This is a genomic window from Streptomyces corynorhini (assembly GCF_003346515.1).
In the GTDB taxonomy this organism is placed as follows: domain Bacteria; phylum Actinomycetota; class Actinomycetes; order Streptomycetales; family Streptomycetaceae; genus Streptomyces; species Streptomyces corynorhini.
The window spans coordinates 1-18,556 of record NZ_QQNA01000203.1; the positions used below are offsets into that span (position 1 = coordinate 1).

The 18,556-nt window shown below is 71.6% G+C and carries 14 protein-coding genes, 2 pseudogenes and 1 CRISPR repeat array; of the genes and pseudogenes, 11 read left to right on the forward strand and 5 right to left on the reverse strand.

Going from position 1 to position 18,556, the window contains the following annotated elements; translation table 11 throughout:
* Nucleotides 1–67: 67 nt before the first annotated feature.
* A complete protein-coding gene (locus tag DVH02_RS23950) occupies nucleotides 68–1,789 on the forward strand; it encodes a carbohydrate-binding module family 20 domain-containing protein (RefSeq protein ID WP_114625904.1) in 1,722 nt (573 codons plus the stop codon).
* Between the two features lie 169 nt (nucleotides 1,790–1,958).
* Nucleotides 1,959–4,589, forward strand: coding sequence for a pullulanase-type alpha-1,6-glucosidase (pulA, locus tag DVH02_RS23955; protein ID WP_114625905.1), 2,631 nt, complete (start codon nucleotides 1,959–1,961; stop codon nucleotides 4,587–4,589).
* A 115-nt stretch (nucleotides 4,590–4,704) separates the two neighbouring features.
* Nucleotides 4,705–4,979: a CRISPR direct-repeat array (repeat unit 30 nt; unit sequence ATGGTCCCCGCGCGTGCGGGGGTGGTCCGG).
* 111 nt (nucleotides 4,980–5,090) lie between these two features.
* Here the strand turns inward: pulA and DVH02_RS23960 are convergent.
* Complete coding sequence (locus DVH02_RS23960; RefSeq protein ID WP_114625906.1) at nucleotides 5,091–5,570, reverse strand: GNAT family N-acetyltransferase; 480 nt, start codon at nucleotides 5,568–5,570, stop codon at nucleotides 5,091–5,093.
* A 281-nt stretch (nucleotides 5,571–5,851) separates the two neighbouring features.
* Between DVH02_RS23960 and DVH02_RS36805 the strand changes: the two are divergent.
* The 8 genes and pseudogenes from DVH02_RS36805 to DVH02_RS23990 form a co-directional block, all read left to right on the forward strand.
* A pseudogene (locus DVH02_RS36805) lies at nucleotides 5,852–6,058 on the forward strand (helix-turn-helix domain-containing protein); the annotation flags it as partial.
* A gap of 330 nt (nucleotides 6,059–6,388) precedes the next feature.
* Entirely contained in the window at nucleotides 6,389–7,081 is a 693-nt protein-coding gene (locus DVH02_RS36390; protein ID WP_233518431.1) for a hypothetical protein, read from the forward strand.
* Between the two features lie 95 nt (nucleotides 7,082–7,176).
* Nucleotides 7,177–8,109 carry a DUF6415 family natural product biosynthesis protein gene (locus DVH02_RS23970; RefSeq protein ID WP_158575930.1) on the forward strand — a complete coding sequence of 311 codons (933 nt, stop codon included), beginning with the start codon at nucleotides 7,177–7,179 and terminating at the stop codon, nucleotides 8,107–8,109.
* Nucleotides 8,106–8,399, forward strand: a complete 294-nt coding sequence (locus DVH02_RS23975) for a hypothetical protein (protein ID WP_114625909.1) — start codon at nucleotides 8,106–8,108, stop codon at nucleotides 8,397–8,399. The genes DVH02_RS23970 and DVH02_RS23975 overlap by 4 nt, the downstream gene beginning before the upstream one ends.
* Complete coding sequence (locus tag DVH02_RS23980) at nucleotides 8,396–8,623, forward strand: hypothetical protein (RefSeq protein WP_147286114.1); 228 nt, start codon at nucleotides 8,396–8,398, stop codon at nucleotides 8,621–8,623. The genes DVH02_RS23975 and DVH02_RS23980 overlap by 4 nt, the downstream gene beginning before the upstream one ends.
* 137 nt (nucleotides 8,624–8,760) lie before the next feature.
* Nucleotides 8,761–8,889 (forward strand): hypothetical protein, encoded by a 129-nt coding sequence (locus DVH02_RS36810; protein ID WP_267899077.1) that lies wholly within the window; start codon nucleotides 8,761–8,763, stop codon nucleotides 8,887–8,889.
* A 227-nt stretch (nucleotides 8,890–9,116) separates the two neighbouring features.
* Nucleotides 9,117–11,222: an ATP-binding protein gene (locus tag DVH02_RS23985; RefSeq protein ID WP_199566397.1), complete on the forward strand. Its 2,106-nt coding sequence runs from the start codon at nucleotides 9,117–9,119 to the stop codon at nucleotides 11,220–11,222.
* A gap of 101 nt (nucleotides 11,223–11,323) precedes the next feature.
* Nucleotides 11,324–12,007, forward strand: coding sequence for a DUF4230 domain-containing protein (locus tag DVH02_RS23990; protein WP_114625912.1), 684 nt, complete (start codon nucleotides 11,324–11,326; stop codon nucleotides 12,005–12,007).
* 18 nt (nucleotides 12,008–12,025) lie between these two features.
* On the opposite strand, the gene DVH02_RS23995 is transcribed toward DVH02_RS23990, so the two are convergent.
* Nucleotides 12,026–12,757 carry a TetR/AcrR family transcriptional regulator gene (locus DVH02_RS23995; RefSeq protein ID WP_114625913.1) on the reverse strand — a complete coding sequence of 244 codons (732 nt, stop codon included), beginning with the start codon at nucleotides 12,755–12,757 and terminating at the stop codon, nucleotides 12,026–12,028.
* A 194-nt stretch (nucleotides 12,758–12,951) separates the two neighbouring features.
* Complete coding sequence (locus DVH02_RS36395) at nucleotides 12,952–15,510, reverse strand: hypothetical protein (RefSeq protein WP_233518430.1); 2,559 nt, start codon at nucleotides 15,508–15,510, stop codon at nucleotides 12,952–12,954.
* Between the two features lie 128 nt (nucleotides 15,511–15,638).
* Between DVH02_RS36395 and DVH02_RS24010 the strand changes: the two genes are divergently transcribed.
* Nucleotides 15,639–16,058, forward strand: a complete 420-nt coding sequence (locus DVH02_RS24010) for a hypothetical protein (protein WP_114625915.1) — start codon at nucleotides 15,639–15,641, stop codon at nucleotides 16,056–16,058.
* Nucleotides 16,059–16,212: 154 nt separating this feature from the next.
* Here the strand turns inward: DVH02_RS24010 and DVH02_RS24015 are convergent, their stop codons facing one another.
* Complete coding sequence (locus DVH02_RS24015) at nucleotides 16,213–17,784, reverse strand: DUF1996 domain-containing protein (RefSeq protein ID WP_114625916.1); 1,572 nt, start codon at nucleotides 17,782–17,784, stop codon at nucleotides 16,213–16,215.
* A 173-nt stretch (nucleotides 17,785–17,957) separates the two neighbouring features.
* Nucleotides 17,958–18,185 (reverse strand): annotated as a pseudogene (locus tag DVH02_RS24020) (LuxR C-terminal-related transcriptional regulator); the annotation flags it as partial.
* Between the last annotated feature and the right edge of the window lie 371 nt (nucleotides 18,186–18,556).

Genomic DNA, 18,556 nt, shown 5'->3' on the forward strand with positions numbered 1-18,556 from the left:
CACCACCAGCACCCGCACCACCCGCACCTGCACCCGCACTTCCCCACCAGTGTTGTTGGAGGAGACCATGGCCCGCAGATCCCTGGCCGCCACGCTGGCCCTCGTGGCCGGCGCGGCAGCCGCCCTCGCCGTACCCGGTGGGACCGCCCAGGCGGCCCCGCCCGGCTCCAAGGACGTCACCGCCGTCCTGTTCGAGTGGAAGTTCGACTCCATAGCCAAGGCGTGCACGGACACCCTCGGCCCGGCCGGTTACGGCTACGTCCAGGTCTCACCGCCCCAGGAACACATCCAGGGCAGCCAGTGGTGGACCTCGTACCAGCCCGTCAGCTACCAGATCGCCGGGCGCCTCGGGAACCGTGCCGCCTTCACGAACATGGTGAACACCTGCCACGGCGCTGGCGTCAAGGTCGTCGCCGACACCGTCATCAACCACATGACGGCAGGCAGCGGCACCGGCACCGGCGGCTCCTCGTACACCAAGTACAGCTACCCGGGCACCTACTCGGACGCCGACTTCCACACCTGCCGCTCCAGCATCAACAACTACAACGACCGCTCCAACGTGCAGAACTGCGAACTGGTCGGCCTCTCGGACCTCGACACCGGCGCCGACTACGTGCGCGGCCGGATCGCCTCGTACCTCAACGACCTGCTCTCCCTCGGCGTCGACGGCTTCCGGATCGACGGCGCCAAGCACATGGCGGCCACCGACCTCGCCAACATCAAGAGCAGGCTGAGCAATCCGGGCGCCTACTGGAAGCAGGAGGCCATCTACGGCGCGGGCGAGGCCGTCTCGCCCAGCGAGTACCTCTCCACCGGCGACGTGCAGGAGTTCCGCTACGCCCGCGACCTCAAGCGGACCTTCAACAACGAGAAGCTCGCCAACCTCAAGAACTACGGCGAGGGCTGGGGGTACATGGAGTCGGGCAAGTCCGCCGTCTTCGTCGACAACCACGACACCGAGCGCGGCGGCGACACCCTCAGCTACAAGGACGGCGCCAACTACACCCTCGCCAACGTCTTCATGCTGGCCTGGCCCTACGGCTCGCCCGACGTGCACTCCGGGTACGAGTTCACCGACCACGACGCGGGCCCGCCCAACGGCGGTACGGTCAACGCCTGTTACAGCGACGGCTGGAAGTGCCAACACGCCTGGAGCGAGATCTCGTCCATGGTCGGCTTCCGCAACACCACCCGCGGCCAGTCCGTCACCGACTGGTGGGACAACGGCGGGAACCAGATCGCCTTCGGGCGCGGCTCGGCCGGATACGTGGCCCTCAACCACGAGGGCTCCACGCTCACCCGCACCTACCAGACCTCCCTGCCCGGCGGTGACTACTGCGACGTGCAGAGCGGCGGTACGGTCACGGTGAACGGCTCCGGTCAGTTCACCGCCACCCTCGGCGCCAACACCGCGCTCGCCCTGCACACCGGCGCCCGCACCTGCTCGGGCGGCAACAACGGTGGCGGTGGCGGTGGCGGTGGCGGTACGGGCTCGTCGGGCGCGAGCTTCGGCGTCAACGCGACCACGGTCCTCGGCCAGAACATCTACGTCACCGGCGACCAGTCCGCGCTGGGCAACTGGAACACCGGCAGCGCGCTGAAGCTCGACCCGGCCGCCTACCCGGTCTGGAAGCTCGACGTGAGCCTCCCGGCGGGCACCTCCTTCGCGTACAAGTACCTGCGCAAGGACGCGTCCGGCGCGGTGACCTGGGAGAGCGGGGCGAACCGCACGGCGACCGTGCCCGCCTCCGGCAAGGTCGCGCTGAACGACACCTGGCGCCCGTAGCCCCGCGCGTACGGATCGCTCCGCAACACCCCCCCCGTAACACCCTCGGACGCCGGACGGGCCGTACCCGGTCCGCCCGGCGTCCCGCCCCGCCGTACCGGTTTTCCCGCCCGGTCCGCGCCCCCGTCCCCCTTCTTTCTCCTTCCTCCCTCTCCCGAGGAGACCTCGCGTGAAACGCCCGTCCCCGCGCGGAACGGTGACCGCGGCCCTCGCGGCCCTCCTGTGCGCCGTGCTCCTGCCCGCGCCCGCCACCGCGGCGTCCCCGCCCCCGCCGGTCCCGACCACCGCCGAAGCCCAGTGGATCGACGTCGGCACCGTCGTCTGGAACGTCCCGGCCACCTCCCAGACCCGTCAGGAGCTGGCGTACGACGGCGGCAGGCTGCGCCTCGCGCCCACCCGCCTCACCGCCGCGCAGCGCGCCGCGTACCCACACCTGAAGGACGTGCCCGCGTTCACCGTGGACGTACGGGACCGGTCCCGCGCCCGCACCGCCCTGCGCGGCCCGCTCACCGCCACCCAGCGCGCCGCCGACGGCGCCGTGCGCGCCGCCACGGGCGTCCAGACGGCGGGCGTCCTCGACGACCTCTACGGCGCGCGGGCGGCCGAGGCGTCGCTCGGCCCGGTGTTCGCCCACGGTCGGCCCACCCTCTCGCTCTGGGCGCCGACCGCCCGCACCGTCGCCCTCGAACTCGACGGCCGCACCGTCCCCATGGAGCGCGACGACGCCTCCGGAGTCTGGCGGGTGAGCGGCCCGGCGTCCTGGAGCGGCAAGCCGTACCGCTACGCCGTCACCGTCTGGGCGCCCAGCGTCGGGAAGACCGTCACCAACAAGGTCACCGACCCGTACTCGACCGCGCTGACCACCGACTCGGCCCGCAGCCTCGTCGTCGACCTCGCCGATCCGAAGCTGGCGCCCGAAGGCTGGGCCGGGCTCACCAAACCCCCGGCCGTACCGCTGCGGAACGCGCGGATCCAGGAGCTGCACGTCCGCGACTTCTCGGTCGAGGACCGCACCTCCGCCCACCCCGGCCAGTACCTGGCGTTCACCGAATCCGGCTCCGCCGGCATGCGCCGACTGCGCGCACTCGCCGCCGCCGGTACGTCGTACGTCCATCTGCTGCCGGTCTTCGACATCGCCACCATCCCCGAACGCCGCTCCGACCAGGCCACCCCGGGCTGCGACCTGAAGGTCCTCGCACCCGACTCGGCGGAGCAGCAGGCGTGCGTCGCGCGGACCGCCGCGCGCGACGCCTACAACTGGGGATACGACCCGCTGCACTACACCGTGCCCGAGGGCTCCTACGCCTCCGACCCGGAGGGCACCCGGCGCACCGTCGAGTTCCGCCGCATGGTGCGGTCGCTGAACGGCGCCGGGCTGCGCACGGTCATGGACGTCGTCTACAACCACACCGCCGCCTCAGGACAGGACGGCGACTCGGTCCTGGACCGCATCGTGCCCGGCTACTACCAGCGGCTGCTCGCGGACGGCTCCGTCGCCACCTCCAGCTGCTGCGCCAACACCGCGCCCGAGCACACCATGATGGGCAAGCTCGTGGTGGACTCGGTGGTCACCTGGGCCCGCCAGTACAAGGTCGACGGCTTCCGCTTCGACCTGATGGGACACCACCCGAAGGCCAACATCCTCGCCGTGCGCAAAGCACTCGACGCACTGACGCTCCGTCAGGACGGCGTGGACGGCAAGAAGATCGTCCTGTACGGGGAGGGCTGGAACTTCGGCGAGATCGCCGACGACGCCCGCTTCGTCCAGGCCACCCAGCGCAACATGGCGGGCACCGGCATCGCCACCTTCGACGACCGGGCCCGCGACGCGGTGCGCGGCGGCAGCCCCTTCGACGCGGACCCCGGCGTCCAGGGCTTCGCCTCCGGCCTCTACACCGACCCCAACTCCTCGCCCGCCAACGGCACTCCGGCCGAGCAGCGGGCCCGGCTGCTGCACTACCAGGACCTGATCAAGGTGGGGCTCACCGGCGGCCTCGCCGACTACACCTTCACCGACACCTCGGGCCGCCGGGTGCGCGGCTCCGACGTCGACTACAACGGCGCCCCGGCCGGCTACGCCGCCGCCCCCGGCGACGCCGTGGCCTACGCGGACGCCCACGACAACGAGAGTCTCTTCGACGCGCTCGCCTTCAAACTCCCGGCCTCCACCGGTCCCGCCGACCGCGCCCGTGCACAGGTGGTGGCGCTCGCCCCCGCCGCCCTCTCGCAGGGGCCCGCGCTCTCCCAGGCGGGTACGGAGCTGCTGCGCTCGAAGTCGCTCGACCGCAACTCCTACGACAGCGGCGACTGGTTCAACGCCATCCACTGGGACTGCCGGGACGGCAACGGCTTCGGCCGGGGACTGCCGCCCGCCGCCGACAACGCGGACAAGTGGCCCTACGCGAAGCCGCTGCTGACCGACCCGGCGCTCACCGTCGGCTGCCCCGAGATCGAGGGCGCCTCGGCCGCCTACCGGGACCTGCTGCGGATCCGCACCACGGAACCGGCGTTCGGCCTCGCCACCACCCGCGCGGTGCAGAGCGCCCTTTCCTTCCCGCTCTCAGGACCGGACGAGACCCCCGGCGTCCTCACCGAGCGCCTCGGCGACCTCGTCGTCGTCATCAACGCGACGCCCGCCGCGCACGACCAACGGGTGCCGGACCTCGCGGGCCGCGCCTACGCGCTGCACCCCGTACAGGCGACGGGAGCGGACCGTACCGTCAAGCGGTCGTCGTACGAACGGAGTTCGGGCACCTTCACCGTGCCCGCCCGTACTGTCGCGGTGTTCAGGGCGGGGTGAGGCGCGGGCATGACCTGATGGGAGGCACGGCGACGTAACGCTGTCGGGTATGTTCGGGCTGAGCTGACTGATGCTGGCGGTGCTTATCCGGCGCGAGAGGCCCAGGTCAGGAAGTATGGTCCCCGCGCGTGCGGGGGTGGTCCGGTGCCGGTGCCGCATTCGCCGTCGGTCGGCGTATGGTCCCCGCGCGTGCGGGGGTGGTCCGGGCCGCGCGGTCGTACAAGGGCTGTGGTCCGGATGGTCCCCGCGCGTGCGGGGGTGGTCCGGCGATGGTCCCCGGACCGATCGCGAAGGCCCTCATGGTCCCCGCGTGTGCGGGGGTGGTCCGCAGCAGGGGACGACGGTGACCGGGCCCAGCGGATGGTCCCCGCGCGTGCGGGGGTGGTCCACGCTGTCCGGGGCGCTCCTGAACGAAATCGTCATGGTCCCCGCGTGCGCGGGGTTACAGTTTCGCCCCCTCCTGCACTCGCGGGAGGGGGCGTTCGCATCTCTTGGGTCGGACTACTGGAGGTCGAGGATCATCACGTCGTACAGCGGCGAGTCCGGGAACGGCAATTTCTCTCCGGCGTGCTTGTATCCCCAGCTCTCGTAGTGCGCGCGGATGCGGGGGCGCTCGCGGCGTACCAGCAGCTTGCATCGGTCCTCGTTCCGCTGGCTCATCAGCTCGGAGTGCATGACCTGTGCGATGCCCCGGCCGCGCCATTCCTGCCGCAGCATGATCTCGCAGAGCCCGAACGTGGTGGTGTCGCGCTCCGGGCGCCCGTACGTGAACCCGGCGACCACGTCGCCCACCTCGGCTACGACGCAGCCCCAGCCCGTCACCGCATGCATGCCGAGACGTTCCTCGAACCGCTCCAAGCTGAAGAACGGGTTCGTGGTGATCTCGTCGGCGTAGACATCGGCGTACACGTCCAGGAGGATACGGCGGACCGCCGGGGTCAGCTGGTCGTAATGGCTGGTGGTCAGTAGGTCTACGGTCATGTCACTACCGCCTCGTATCGCTCAGAGAAGTCCGTCGCCCCCGCTGGACGGCGGATTAGCAGATCATCGCGGAATGTAGCGAGGCCCGCCGTGACGCGCGGGCTGCGCCCCGGCCGCGCCATTCCTGCCGCAGCATGATCTCGCAGAGCCCGAAGGCGGAGGATGTTCCCTTCACATGAGTACGAGAAGGGCCTTAGGGTCACAGATCCGTAAGGCCCTTCCCCGTAGCCCGGCCGTACGACGGGGGTACATTCCCAATGGACGCTAGGAATGGAGCCAGTATGCCCCACTACAGCGAGGTCCACGGGAGCGAAGACAGCAACGGACAGCGCCTTGCGCGCCTCCGTATGCGCCGCCGGTGGACTCAACAACGACTCGCCACCGAGACCGGATACTCTCTTGCCTCTGTGAAAGCCTTCGAGCAGGGGCGTCGGTCCCTCGACCGTCCCGCGGTCATCCTGCCTCTGTGCCGGGCCCTTGACTGCCACCCCACAGAGATCACGGGTGGCCCCGTGGTCCCGCCGCAGAGTGACCAAGATGGCCAGGATGCTGTCGCAGGCGTGGCGGCGGTACGACGTGCGATCCTTCGCCATGGTCGGCCAACGCGCCCGACTGAGCTAGAAGTCAACGAGGTTGACCTTCAGCGCCTTTGTGAACGGACCGACGAGGCTAACCTTCAACGGGCTTCAGCTGCCTTCTCCAAGGCCAGCCAGACCCTGCCCGCGCTGCTGCGCGACCTCCAAGTCGCTGTCGAGGTCTGCGAGGGAGACCAACGGCGGACGGCCTTTGGGCTGCTCGCCTCAGCCTACGAATGCGCGATGCAGTACCTGTACAAGCTCGGGTACGTCAGCGACGCGACTCTCGCCACCGAACGAGTGGTCTGGTCCGCCAAGGAAACCGGGGATCCGCTCCGTGCCTTGGCCGCCCACTGGTACGAAGCCGGGGAGTTCCTGTCTATTGGTGAGCACGACGAGGCCGGCGCCATCATCGACGGCGCACTGTCAGAGCTGGGCGCGGTCAAGGGGCGCAGCCCGGAGGCCGAGTCGCTGCGGGGCGCTTTCGAGTTGAAGGCGTCGCTGAACTACGCGCGAGCGGCTGACGGCAAGGCGGCTGAGCGGCACTGGAAGCGCGCCGGTGTGATCGCGGACCGGCTTGGTGAGGATCGCAACGACTTTCAGTTGCAGTTCGGGCCCACGAACTTCGCGATCTGGGGAGTCTCCCTACCGGTAGAGATGGGCAAGGGCAGGCTGGCAGTCGAACGGGCGGGGATGGTCAAACTGCCCGGGACGTACTCACCGGAGCGGCGCTCGCACCATTTCATCGACGTCGGCCGCGCCCACTTCTACAACGGGCAGCGGGATGAAGCCCTCGCAGCATTTCTTGTGGCGGAGCGTCTGGCTCCACAGGCGACTCGGATACACGCAGGTGTTCGGGAGACAGTGGGTACGATGATTCGCACTCAGAAACGCGGCCAGCTAGCTGAGTTCGGAATTCGGCTGGGTGTCGTCTGACGAAGAAGGGATACGTTCTGTAGCCCTTGTGACATCCCTCAGTCCATAGCGTCAGTGGTGTAGATCATAGATGTCGTGGGTTGAGGGGACTCTGCATGCCCGATACACGAACTGGTTCGTGCGCCGATTCAGTTATCCTCCAGTGGCTGCTGTCTGCCGCTGAGGACGCGCACCGGGCACGCCACGAATGGGACGGCGGCGCTCCCGCCCTGCTCCCTCTCGGTTGCGTATTCGACGCGGTGAAGGCACCGGCGGGACTCGTGCACGCTGCGGTGGGCAGCCGGTCGCCGTCGTACGTCAGCGACGCGCTCTCCCAGCTGAGCGGGCCGGTGATCTGTGAACCACGCCGCTGTTACTACGTGTTGGTGCCGGTTGGCGCGGCCGAGGCGTGGATCGCCCGGCAGGGTTTCGGGCTCGGCTCGGGCACGTGGTGCGCGGTGCCGCGCCCCGACTGTACGGTTCCCGTCGAAGACTTCCGGCGCCCGTACTGGGCCGTGCCCGTGGACAGACCCGGGCAGCTCTGCGACCCCGAGGTGGTGGCCGCGCTCCTCCAGGTCGGGCACGAGCGCCTGGCGGCGCTGGAGCGGCGGGAGACCGCCCACCGAGACCTGCTCGACCACATGCGGACGTGCACCACGTGCGCCGTGGAGCGGAACGTCCGGGTCATCGCGGACGACTGCGACGCCGCACTCGCCTCACATCAGTCGACGGCCGGTCACTCCTCCCTGACCGACCAGGCCGACCTGATGCGGCGCCACTTGGTGGTGCTGATCCCGATGGCGCAGGCGCGGCGCGGGGCGTACGAGGGGCGTGACCGGGTGCTGGTTCCCGGGGCTCTGCGGGATGCTGAGCAGCTCCTCGTCGTCGCCCCGCAGGAGGACCGCGTCAGGACCTGGGTCCAGCTGCGGGCCCTCGCCCGAGTGGCCCGCATCCTGGCCGACGCGCACAGGCCCCGCCACGACGAGCCGACTCGTACGGTCTGCGAGACCGGGGCGGCTCTGCGGCTCACCGCACGGCGGGCGCGATGACCTACTGCTCTGACGACAACCATGTCCATCTCGGTGACGGCCTGGGGGTCTGGTGTGAGAAGCAGGGGGTCACCATCCTCTTCCGCGGTGCCCCGCTCACGTCCGCCGACGTGCCTCCGGAGGACGGCGTTCGGGCGCCCTGCGCGCCGTGTTTTGCCGCCGACATCTTCGGGCTGGTCTCCCCGCACCGCTGCACGGGCACCCTTGACGACCGGGAGTTCGGTCACGTATCGGCGCTGCCGGACGCCCGGCCCTGCCCGTGCGACTGCGGTTCGGCCGACGGCTCGTGACGGCGTGGGATGCCGACGCGCCCGTGCGGGTCGTCATGGGTGACTGCTTCCGCTGCGACCGTGGCGGCCTCCAGGTCGGCCGGGTCGGCGAACTGCTCGGCCCTTACGGCGAGACACCCCTGTACGCGTGCGGGGCCTGCACCGAGCGGCTGGTGACCATGCATCAGCAGAGCCGCGAAACCCCCGTTCGCCCCTACATCGCCGCGCGGGCCGATCCGCGATGAACGGACGGCCGCTCTCCCCACCAGGAGTACGAGATGAAGAGAACAGCACGGCGCGCCGCCGCCGACATCGCCTGGGGGCTGGGCGTGATGGCGTGCCGGCCGGTGATCACGCTGGGCCTGGCCCCGGCCGTCCCCGCGTGATGACGGATGAGGAGCACGGGCAGAAACGCGTGATGGTGGCGCTGATCAGCATGGGGCTGACGCTGATCGCGTGCGCGGCGGCGGTGGCTGCCGTGGCCGTCGCGCTGATCGTCCGAGCCTCCTGAAGTCACCGGCCCGCCGCCGCGCCCCTGCTCAAGACGTGGGAGTGCCCCCTGACGAGAACGGCGACAGAACAGCCAGGGTCGGAAGCCGACCCTGCGCCAAGTGCGTTCACTTGCCTGATGCTTCGGGTCCCCCATCGCCATCTCGGCGTCCGGCGCCGCCAGGCCCCTGACCGATTCCTCCCACGTGTGTCGGTCCTGGGGCGAAACTGGTCCAGAATGTTCCCGTGGTGGGGAACATTCCCGAGGAGAAGACCAGCTTCGTGGGGCGCGGCACAGAGCTGCGCCTCCTCGAAGGCGCGCTCGAACAGCACCGGTTGATCACCTTGACCGGCAGCGGAGGTGTGGGCAAGACCAGAGTCGCGCTGCGCGCCGCCGAACGCGCCCGCGAGCGCGTGGAGCGGCGCGCCCCGGAGTGGGCGGGCGCCCCGGCGGGTACGGCCGACGACCGGCCGTACCCCGACGGGGTCTGGTGGGTGGACCTCTCCCCGCTCTACGACGAACGGACGCTGCTGATCACCGTCTCGGACGCCGTCGGGCTCAGCGACCACTCCCTGCGCACGCCCGTCGACGCGCTGTGCGAGTGGCTCGCCGAGCGGCGGCTGCTCCTCGTCCTCGACTCGTGCGACCGGGTGGTCGGCGCCTGCCGGAACCTGGTGGGCGATCTCCTCACCGCCGCCCCCGGACTCACCGTCCTCACCACCAGCCGCCAGCCCCTCGGCGTCAGCGGCGAACACGTCCTCGACGTCACACCGCTGCCGGTGGAGGGCGCGGGCGACATCCTCAGGCTGTTCCGCGACCGGGCCGTCACGGCCGCCCCCGGGCTGCGGCTCGACGACGCGGCGATCGCGACGGCGGCCGTGCGGATCTGCCGGGAACTCGAAGGCGTCCCGCTCGCCGTGGAACTCGCCTGCGCCCAGCTCGACAGCCGCTCCGTCGAGCACATGGCCGATCTGCTCAGCTCCCGGCTCACCCCCCGGCTCGACACCCTCACCGACGACCGGGTCTGGCCGCAGCGCCACCGCGCCCTGCGCACCGCCATCGGCTGGAGCCACGAGCTGTGCGTGCCCCTGGAACGCCTCCTGTGGGCCAGGCTCTCCGTCTTCGGCGGCGACATCGACCCGCGTGACGCCGTGGCGGTCTGCGCCGGCGGCCCCCTCACCGAGGACGCGGTCGTCCGGGGCCTCGAAGGGCTCACCGGCCGCTCCGTGCTGCGCTACGACGGCGCCCGCTACCGGATGCTCGACACCATCCGGGAGTACGGCGCGATGTGGCTCACCGAACTCGGCGAGAGCGGCACGCTCGCCGACCGGCACGCCGCCCACTTCGCCGACGTCGCCCGGCAGGCCCACACCGGCTGGCCCGGCCCCGAACAGGTCGGCTGGTACCGGCGGATCACCGACGCCCACGCCGACCTGTGCACCGCGCTCAACCACCTCCTCGCCCACGAACCCGAGACGGCCGTCGAGATGGTCGGCCGCGTCGCCTTCTTCTGGAGCTGCTGCGGCCACCTCCACGAGGCCCGCATCTACCTGGAGCGCGCCCTCGACGGCGGCGGGGAGCCGCAACCGCACCGCACCCGCGCCCTGTGGGCCCTCGGCGTCACCGTCATGCTCCAGGGCGACCACGAGGGCGCCTACCGGCTCGGCGAGCGGTGCGCCACCGCCGCCTGGCGCGACCAGGACCCCGAGTCGATGCTCTCCGCCGCGTATCTGCTCAGCCTCACCTGCCTGATGATGGGCCGCGCCCAGGCCGGATTCACCGTCTCGGACCGCGCTCTGCGCGAGCGGCCCGCCGACCCCTTCGACTCGCCCTCCCAGCTGCGCTGCCGACTGGTCCGGATCTTCTCGCTCACCGCGCTCGGCCGGCTCGACGCGTCCCGGGAGCAGGCCGAGGAGCTGCGCCGCGTCTGCCTGGCGCGCGGCGAGTGCTGGACCCGCGCCTACGCCGACTACCAACTGGCCCTGATCCACCTGTTGCAGGGGCGGCCGTACGAGGCCGAGGCGCACGCCCGCTCCATGATCAGCGGCAAGGAGGAGCTGGGGGACAGCTTCGGGATCGCGCTCGGCCTCGACCTGCTGGCCGCCGCCGTGGCGGCCCAGGGGGACGGCGAGCGCGCCGCGCACGCGTACGGCACCGGGCAGGCGTTCTGGCGCATGGTCGGCCACCCGCAGCGCGGCACCCCCGAGCTGGCCCCGGTCCGTGCCGAGTGCGAACGCCAGGCGCGCGCGGCGGCCGGGACCCCGGCCTACGAGGACGCCTTCCACCGGGGGCTGGTGGACGACGGCCGCAGCGGACTGGCGCGCGCGCTGCGCGGGCATCTGCCGGACTCCTGAGGTGGCGGTCCGTTCCGTAACTGATCTTCTGTGCAGGGAAGTTGGGTCAAAGCTTTTCCTTGTGACCGTGTGAACCGTGCCGTGCGGGACATCTGGTAGGTATGACGTCCACCGACGCGAAACCGGAAGAGAGCCCGAGCGGCACGCGCCCCGCGCGGCTGCCCTGGTGGGGCAAGGTTCCGCTGGCCCTCGTCGTCGTGGCCGGGCTGCTGTTCCTCGGCAGCCGGCTCGACCTGCTGCCCGGATTCGGCGACCTGTTCGGCGAGGAGACCCACGACCGCACCGGGCCGACCCTGCTGGAATCCATCCAGGACCTGGACCGGTACGAGGCCGCCTCGGGCAACTTCCAGGTCGTGGTGGACCTGGAGAAGGACACCAAGTACCTGCCCGACGCGCTCAAGGGCACCCGCACGCTGTTCATCGGCGCGGGCACCGTCTCCTCGTACGTCGACTTCGGCTCCATCGGTGAGAAGAGCGTCCAGGTCAACGACGAGCGCACCGCCGCGACGATCCGGCTGCCGCACGCGAGCCTCGGCAAGCCCGCGATGGACCCGGACCGCTCGTACGCCGTGTCCAAACAGCGCGGGCTGCTCGACCGGCTCGGCGATCTGTTCTCCGACAATCCGGCCGACGAGCGCGCCGTGAACCAGCTCGCCGCCCGCCACATCGGCGAAGCCGCCAAGGACAGCGAGCTGACCAGCCGCGCGGAGAAGAACACCACCAGCATGCTCCAGGGGCTGCTGCACTCCCTGGGCTTCACCCAGGTGAAGGTGGTCTACGCCTGAGCCCGCCGAGTCGGCGGGCTATGCCTCGACCCGTTGTCCCGGCACCCCGGCCGCCTCCCGCGAAGCGGCGGAGGTGTCCTGCGCGCCCAGCGCGACGANNGCGACGACACGGAGCAGGATCCCGGCCATCTCCGCGTCGTACGCGGCGCTCACGGCGGTCAGCGCCGCGAAGTCGCGCACCAGCTGCGACTCCAGCTCGCGCCGGGGTATGCGCCGCCCGTCGAGCCAGATCAGCGCGGTCGACTCGGCCAGCGACACCCAGGACCGTACGATCAGCTCCAGCCGCGCGGGCGGCGCCTCGACGGCGACATCCAGATGGGCCAGGATCTGCTCGTACGCGGCCTGCCGCACCTCGTCGACCATCGCGTCGGCGGTCGAGGAACCGACGGCGGTCGAGGAACCGACGGCGGGACCACCGCGCATCAGCGCGGAGAACCCCGGGCCGTGGTCGTCCACGAAGTCGAAGAAGCGTTCCATCACCCGCAGCAGCCGGGCCCCCAGGGGCCCTTCGCGCGGCTCGACGAAGCTGGCGGCCAGTTCGTCGGCGGCGCGGCGCACCGCCGCCTCGTACAGGCTCTGCTTGCCGGGGAAGTAGTGGTAGACGAGCGGACGGGAGATCCCGGCGGCGGCGGCGATCTCGTCGATCGAGACCTCGTCGGGCGAGCGGTCGCTGAACAGTTCGAGGGCCACCCCGATCAGCTGCCGCTTGCGCTCCTCCACGCCCATCCTGCGGCGCACCCCGGTCGTCATACCAACAGCCTAACCGGCGGCCCGCCCGGGAACTCCGATACGCTCGCGGTCCATGAGCGCATCTGACCAGCAGCAGTCCGTGGACACCCCCGCACCGGATCCGGAGTACGTGGGTCTGACGCCCCGTCAGGCCCGGCTCATCCGGATCGCGATCGCGTCCGCGCTGCTGGCGGGGCTGGCCGCGCTGCTGGTGATCAGGCTCGCCGAACGCACCTCGGTGCTGGTGGTCGGCGTGTACGGGTTCGCGATGATCGTGTGCGGCGTGGTGATCGAACTGAGCCGGCACGGCCGCACCCGGCTGGGCAGCTGGCTGCTAGGGGCCTGCCTGGTGGCGGCGCTGGGCGCGGACTGGCTGCTGGTGCCCTAGGGTCTTTCGTTTGGGCCGTGCCTGCCCCGCGGCGCCTGGCACACACGCTCGCGGCGTTGCCGCCGACGCCGACCTCCGTACCGTCCGCCACCCGCCCCGACAGCTCCGCGCGGGCGCCGCGCGCCGCCGGGACGGCGAGCAGGTTGCCGCGCGCGGCGCCCGGCACCCCGCCGGTCGTCGCCAGCGACCTGAACTGCCCGCTGCCCGCCGCCAGTACGTACCAGCGCCCGCCGCCCGACTGCCACACCACGCCCGCCAGCGCCCTCGGTTCGCGCGCCCCGCACGCGGGCGAGTCCACCGCCCTGGCCGCGACGGCGCCCGGCTCCCCGGCGCGCGGGGACGGCGCCTGGAACTGCGCCAGCACCCTGCTGCCGGGCCCGCGCCAGGTCTCGGCCCTGGTGCACAGCCACCGCGCGGTGCCGGCCGACTCGGGCAGCGGCTGGCGGGCGAACTCCCAGGAGTTCACCGACCGCACCCCGTGCGAGCGCGCCGTGGGCAGCAGACAGGCCGTGCGCGCCCAGGCCGCGCGGTCGGCCGCGTCCCGCACGTCGTGCGGCGCGGCGGGCGGCCCGGAGGTCAGCCGCGCCGGAACCGGCTCACCGAGGTCGGTGAGCAGCCGGTCGACGCCGCCGGATGCCCCGCCGGATGTCCCGCCGGATCCCCCGCCGGATGCCCCGCCGGAGCTGGTGTCGTGCGTCTCCAGCGTCTGCCAGGAGACGCAGTCACGGGCCTCCGCCGGGCTCGGCAGCGGATCGGTCACCCCGTCCGCGTCCCGGCGCAGGGCCCGCGCGGGCGCGTCCGGGGCCCGCAGGTCCCGCATGGCGGCGCGGCTCACCCAGGGCGCCGTCAGATAGCGGACCTTGCCGTCACGGCGCGCGACGGCCAACGCTCCCGAGACGGCGGCGTCGGCTCCGTCGGTCCGCGCGAAGTCGAGCGAGGCCGGGGCGGTGCGCCGGGCGGACTCGGCGTACCGCACCATTCGCAGCCCGTCGTGGAAGACCACCACCCGTGCCCCGTCCAGCGCGCCCGCGTACAGCAGTTGGGGCGGCCCCATCGGCGGCCCCGTCGGAGTGGCGGGGGTCGCGGAGACCTCCGCGGAGCTACCGGGCGCGGCCCAGAGCGCCAGCGCCCGGCCGAGCAGCGCCCGGTCCCCGGCCAGCGGTCCGCGCGCGGGCCAGACGGAGAAGTCGGTACGGTCGGCGGTCCGCCAGGCGGTCGGCGCCACCCGCCGCACCAGCGCCGGATCGAGCGCCGGGCCGTCGGCCGCCTGCCCGGCGTGGGCGGTGGTGCCCGCGCCGCCAGGGCCCCAGCCGCCGCCCGGCAGGGCGATCAGCGCCCCGCAGAACAGGGCGGCGGCGGTGGCGGCGAGCGCGGCCCGGCCGCGCCGTCGCCTGCGCAGCAGATCGGTGGGCCTGGCCCGCAGCGAGCAGGCGTCGAAGCCGGGCGAGAGCAGCAGGGCGGCGACGCCCGCGGTGTCCGCGCGGTCGGTGGGGCCCCTGCCGGTGGGGCCGTTGTCCGGGGGCCGGTTGCCCGTGGGGGTGTTGTCCGCAGGGGTGTTGTCCGCGGGGCCGGTGTGCGTGGGGCCGTTGTCCGCCGGGGCGTTGCCAGTGGGTCCGCGGTGCGTGGGGCCGGTGTGCGCGGGGGCGTTGTCCGTGGGTCCGCGGTGCGTGGGGCCGGTGTGCGTGGGGGCGTTGTCCGCGGGTCCGGTGTGCGTGGGGCCGTTGTCCGCGGGGGCGTTGCCAGTGGGTCCGCGGTGCGTGGCGCCGGTGTGCGTGGGGCCGTTGTCCGTGGGTCCGGTGTGCGCGGGGACGTTGTCCGTGGCGCCGGTGGCGTTGGTACCACCGCGCCTGGCGCCGGGCGCGAACGCGGCGGCTTCGGCGAGCGCCGCGTCCGGGTCGTCGGCCCCGGCCGCCGTCAGCGCGCGCCGTACCTCCGCGTCGGTCAGCCCCTCCAGCGCGCGCAGCACCAGCGCGGCGCGTGCGGCTCCGGTGAGGCCGGACAGCCGCTGTTCCAGGGCGAGTTCGGCCGCGCCGCCGGAGCGCGGGGCCAGCCGCAGGCCCCGGACGTACGGCAGCGAAGGCGGCAGGAACAATCGGGCCGCCCGCACGGCCCGCCCCGGCCACCGCCGGGTGCGCCCGGCGTCCAGCGCGCGCCCGATCACCCGCTCGCGCAGATACGCGTACCCGGGGTCCGTACGGCCGGGCGGCAGCGCGCGCTGGACGATCCCGTGCGCGGCCAGGACGCGCCTCTCGCCGCCGGGGGAGGACGGCAGGACGAGAAGGGCGATCCGTACCAGACGCGGATAGTGCTCGACCAGGGCGGCGGTGGGGTCGGCGGCCGGAACACGGGCCGCCGCGGGTGCAGAGACGTTTCTGTCGGGGGACACGCCCAGCAGAACGAGCGGTAGATCCGATGGTCACTCCGGACGGTACGACGGATCCCGCCGTTCGCGGGCGCGGAGGCGCGTTCACGAGGGACGATGAGCGTATGCGTAAGGAACGATCCCTGGTAGTAATGGCAGCCCTGACCGTGGTCCTCGCGACGGGCTGCGGCGCGGACGACGACAAGGCCCCCGACGTGCCGAAGACGGCGACCGGGAGCCTGGAAGAGATAGCCGAGCAGGCGAAGTGTGAACCGCACATCAGTACCGACGCCGCCGAGCTGCGGGTGGGCAACTGCACGACGGACGACGGCAAATGGGTGCTGGCCACCTTCGCCACCGACCGTGGGCAGCGCGAGTGGATCAACGAGGCCAAGGACTACGGCGGCTCGTATCTGCTCGGCAGGAAGTGGACCGCGGTCGGCGACGAGAAGGTCATAGAAGCGCTGCGCGGCCGGCTCGGCGGGACCGTGGAGAGCGGCTCGTCGCACCACTCGGAAGACGGTGGTGACAGTGGGGGGGACGAGGAGCATTCCGGTCACCACATGAGCTGACCGCGCAGCGCGGGTGTGGGGGAAAAAGCGGGGGAGCGGGGGAGCGTGGGAGCGGGGAGAAGGGAAATGAGCCGGGTCCTGCCGGTCGGATGCGTCCGACAGGACCCGGCTCTCCCTCCGCGCGTGGGTCAGTGCTTCGGCGGCCGGGGGCCGATCAGCACTTACGGCCCTGGTTCACGCAGCTGACCAGCTCGTTCATCACGTTCTCGTCGAAGACGTTGATGAAGTCACCGTGGTCCGTGATGGGCTTGTGCAGCTGCTCCGGGAAGGAGTCCACCGCGAAGCCCCCGCCCTGCGGCACGTCGTAGACGAGGCGCTGGACGAGCTGCGGGATGGCCTTGAAGCCGTTCTGGCAGCGGCCGTTGCCGTCGGCGAACGCGACGTGCGTGCGGTGGTTGGCGCTGTCGATGTTCTGACCGTCCCAGCAGCTCTGGAACTTGAAGGTACGGACGACCTGGCTGCCCTCGGGGCACAGCGGGTACTTGTCCTTCAGCTGCCGGTCCTCGAAGCCGGTGCAGCTCCACGAGGCGTTGGCGTTGGCGTCACCGTTGACGAACGCCTTGGCGTCGCCTGTGATGATGCGCATCAGCCGCGGCATGGCGGTGACCTTGGACTTCGGGCTGCCGACGAAGGTGTTGGTCACCTGGCTCGCGGTGAGGATCTTGCCGACGTTGCCCTCGATGCCACCACCGTCGTTGTTGGCGTCGAACTCCTGCTCACCGTTCTGGAGACGCAGCACGGGCCAGAAGTAGGACGACTTGTCGCCCTGGTTCTGGCAGGTGGTGCTGGACGCGGCGAGGTCGTCGTCGGTCGCGAACGCGTTGTTGGACTGGTTGCCGACGTAGTCGTGCAGGTGGTGCGCGCCGTTGCTCACGCCCGGGGCGACAATGACGTTGTCGGTGTTGTAAAGCTTGTTCTCGTTGACGCCGCAGGAGGAGCTGAACGTGCCCTTCGAGGCGCCCCGGCCGTTGCGGACCTTCTTGACGTTGGGCTGGACGGTCGTGATGTCGACGAAGTCGGAGGCTTCGGGGCCGTTACCGCTCTGGCCGCCGCCCTGACCGCCATCCTGGCCGCCATCCTGACCCTGGTCCTGACCGTCACCCTGACCACCGTTCTGGTCCTGGCCACCGGCGTCCTGGCCGCCGTCCTGGCCCTGGTCCTGCCCGTCGCCCTGGCCGCCGTTCTGGCCGTTGCCGCCGTTGTTGTTGCCACCGTTGTTGCCGCCGTTGCCCCGGCCGCCGTTGCCCTTCTTCGGGCTGTCGTCGGCCTGGAGGGCGCATCCCGCGAACGCGTTCAGCCCCTCGGGCTTCTGCCCGAAGCGGCCGATCGAGATGGCGATCCGGTCGAGGGTGGCGGTCCGCTTCTCCTTCAGCGGACCCAGGATGGCGTTGTTGGCGAAGCCGGGGTCACGTTCGATCGCGGCCTTGGAATCGGCGAACCGCTTGTACGCCTCGGTGATCTGCTCGTCCAGCAGTGCCAGCTCGCGGGCGACCTCGGGGCGCGACCCCTCGGGGACCTCCGCCAGTTGGGCCTGGTTGGCCACGTCCGGGCATTTGATGGTCGACCACGACTGCGCGGCGTTCTGGCTGCGCGGCGAGGACTTGCCCTCGTGAGCAGACGCGTAGACGTTGGCCGCTACCAACCCGCCCCCGCCAAGGAGCAAGGCAGCCCCGGCGGCGATCGCCCGGTTTGCCGTTGTGGAGCGTTTTCTCGATGTGCGTGCCATGGAACTAACTCCTCAAGCTTCGTTGCCGGTTACAGGAAAATCGCGGCAGGGGGAGAAGCGAAGCGCTCCGTTCCATACGGACGTCATTCACAGGGTGTTCAGAGGTCCCGGGAATTCATAGAAATCTCCGTCAACAAACCGGGCGTATGCCCCTGAAGCGGTGCGCTCCACCGTCACCTGCCGCCCTCCAGGTAGGCGAGGACCGCGAGCACCCGCCGGTTGTCGTCGTCCGACACCGGGAGGCCCAGCTTCCCGAAGATGTTCGAGGTGTGTTTCGCCACCGCCCGTTCGGTGACGACGAGTTGGGTCGCGATCGCCGCGTTGGAACGGCCCTGGGCCACCAGCTCCATCACCTCGCGCTCACGCGGGGTCAGCCCGCCGATCGGCTTGTCCCTACCGCGCTCTTCTCCCCTTGACGACCTCGTGCGGGTCGTACGCCCGGACGGGGCCCGAGGTCTCCCGGGCTCCGGCGGCCCGGCCTCCGGGCGCCTGCCCAGTCTGACGGGAACGGCCTCGCGACGGGAGCGGGCGCACCCCCGGCGCGGGGTGTACCCAGCACCACCGCACCCCACCACGCACCGCCTCACCACGGCCCCTCACCACCACCGCACCTCACCACGCCCCGCCTCACCACGCACCGCTTCACCACCGCACCGCACCGCACCGCCCGCGTCGCGGCTCCCGCTCCCGGCCTCCTCCTGCCGATCACGCGCCGGTTGCCGCCCCAGCCCCGCCCCCGCCCCGACCCAGCGCCGCCCCAGCCCCGGACGCG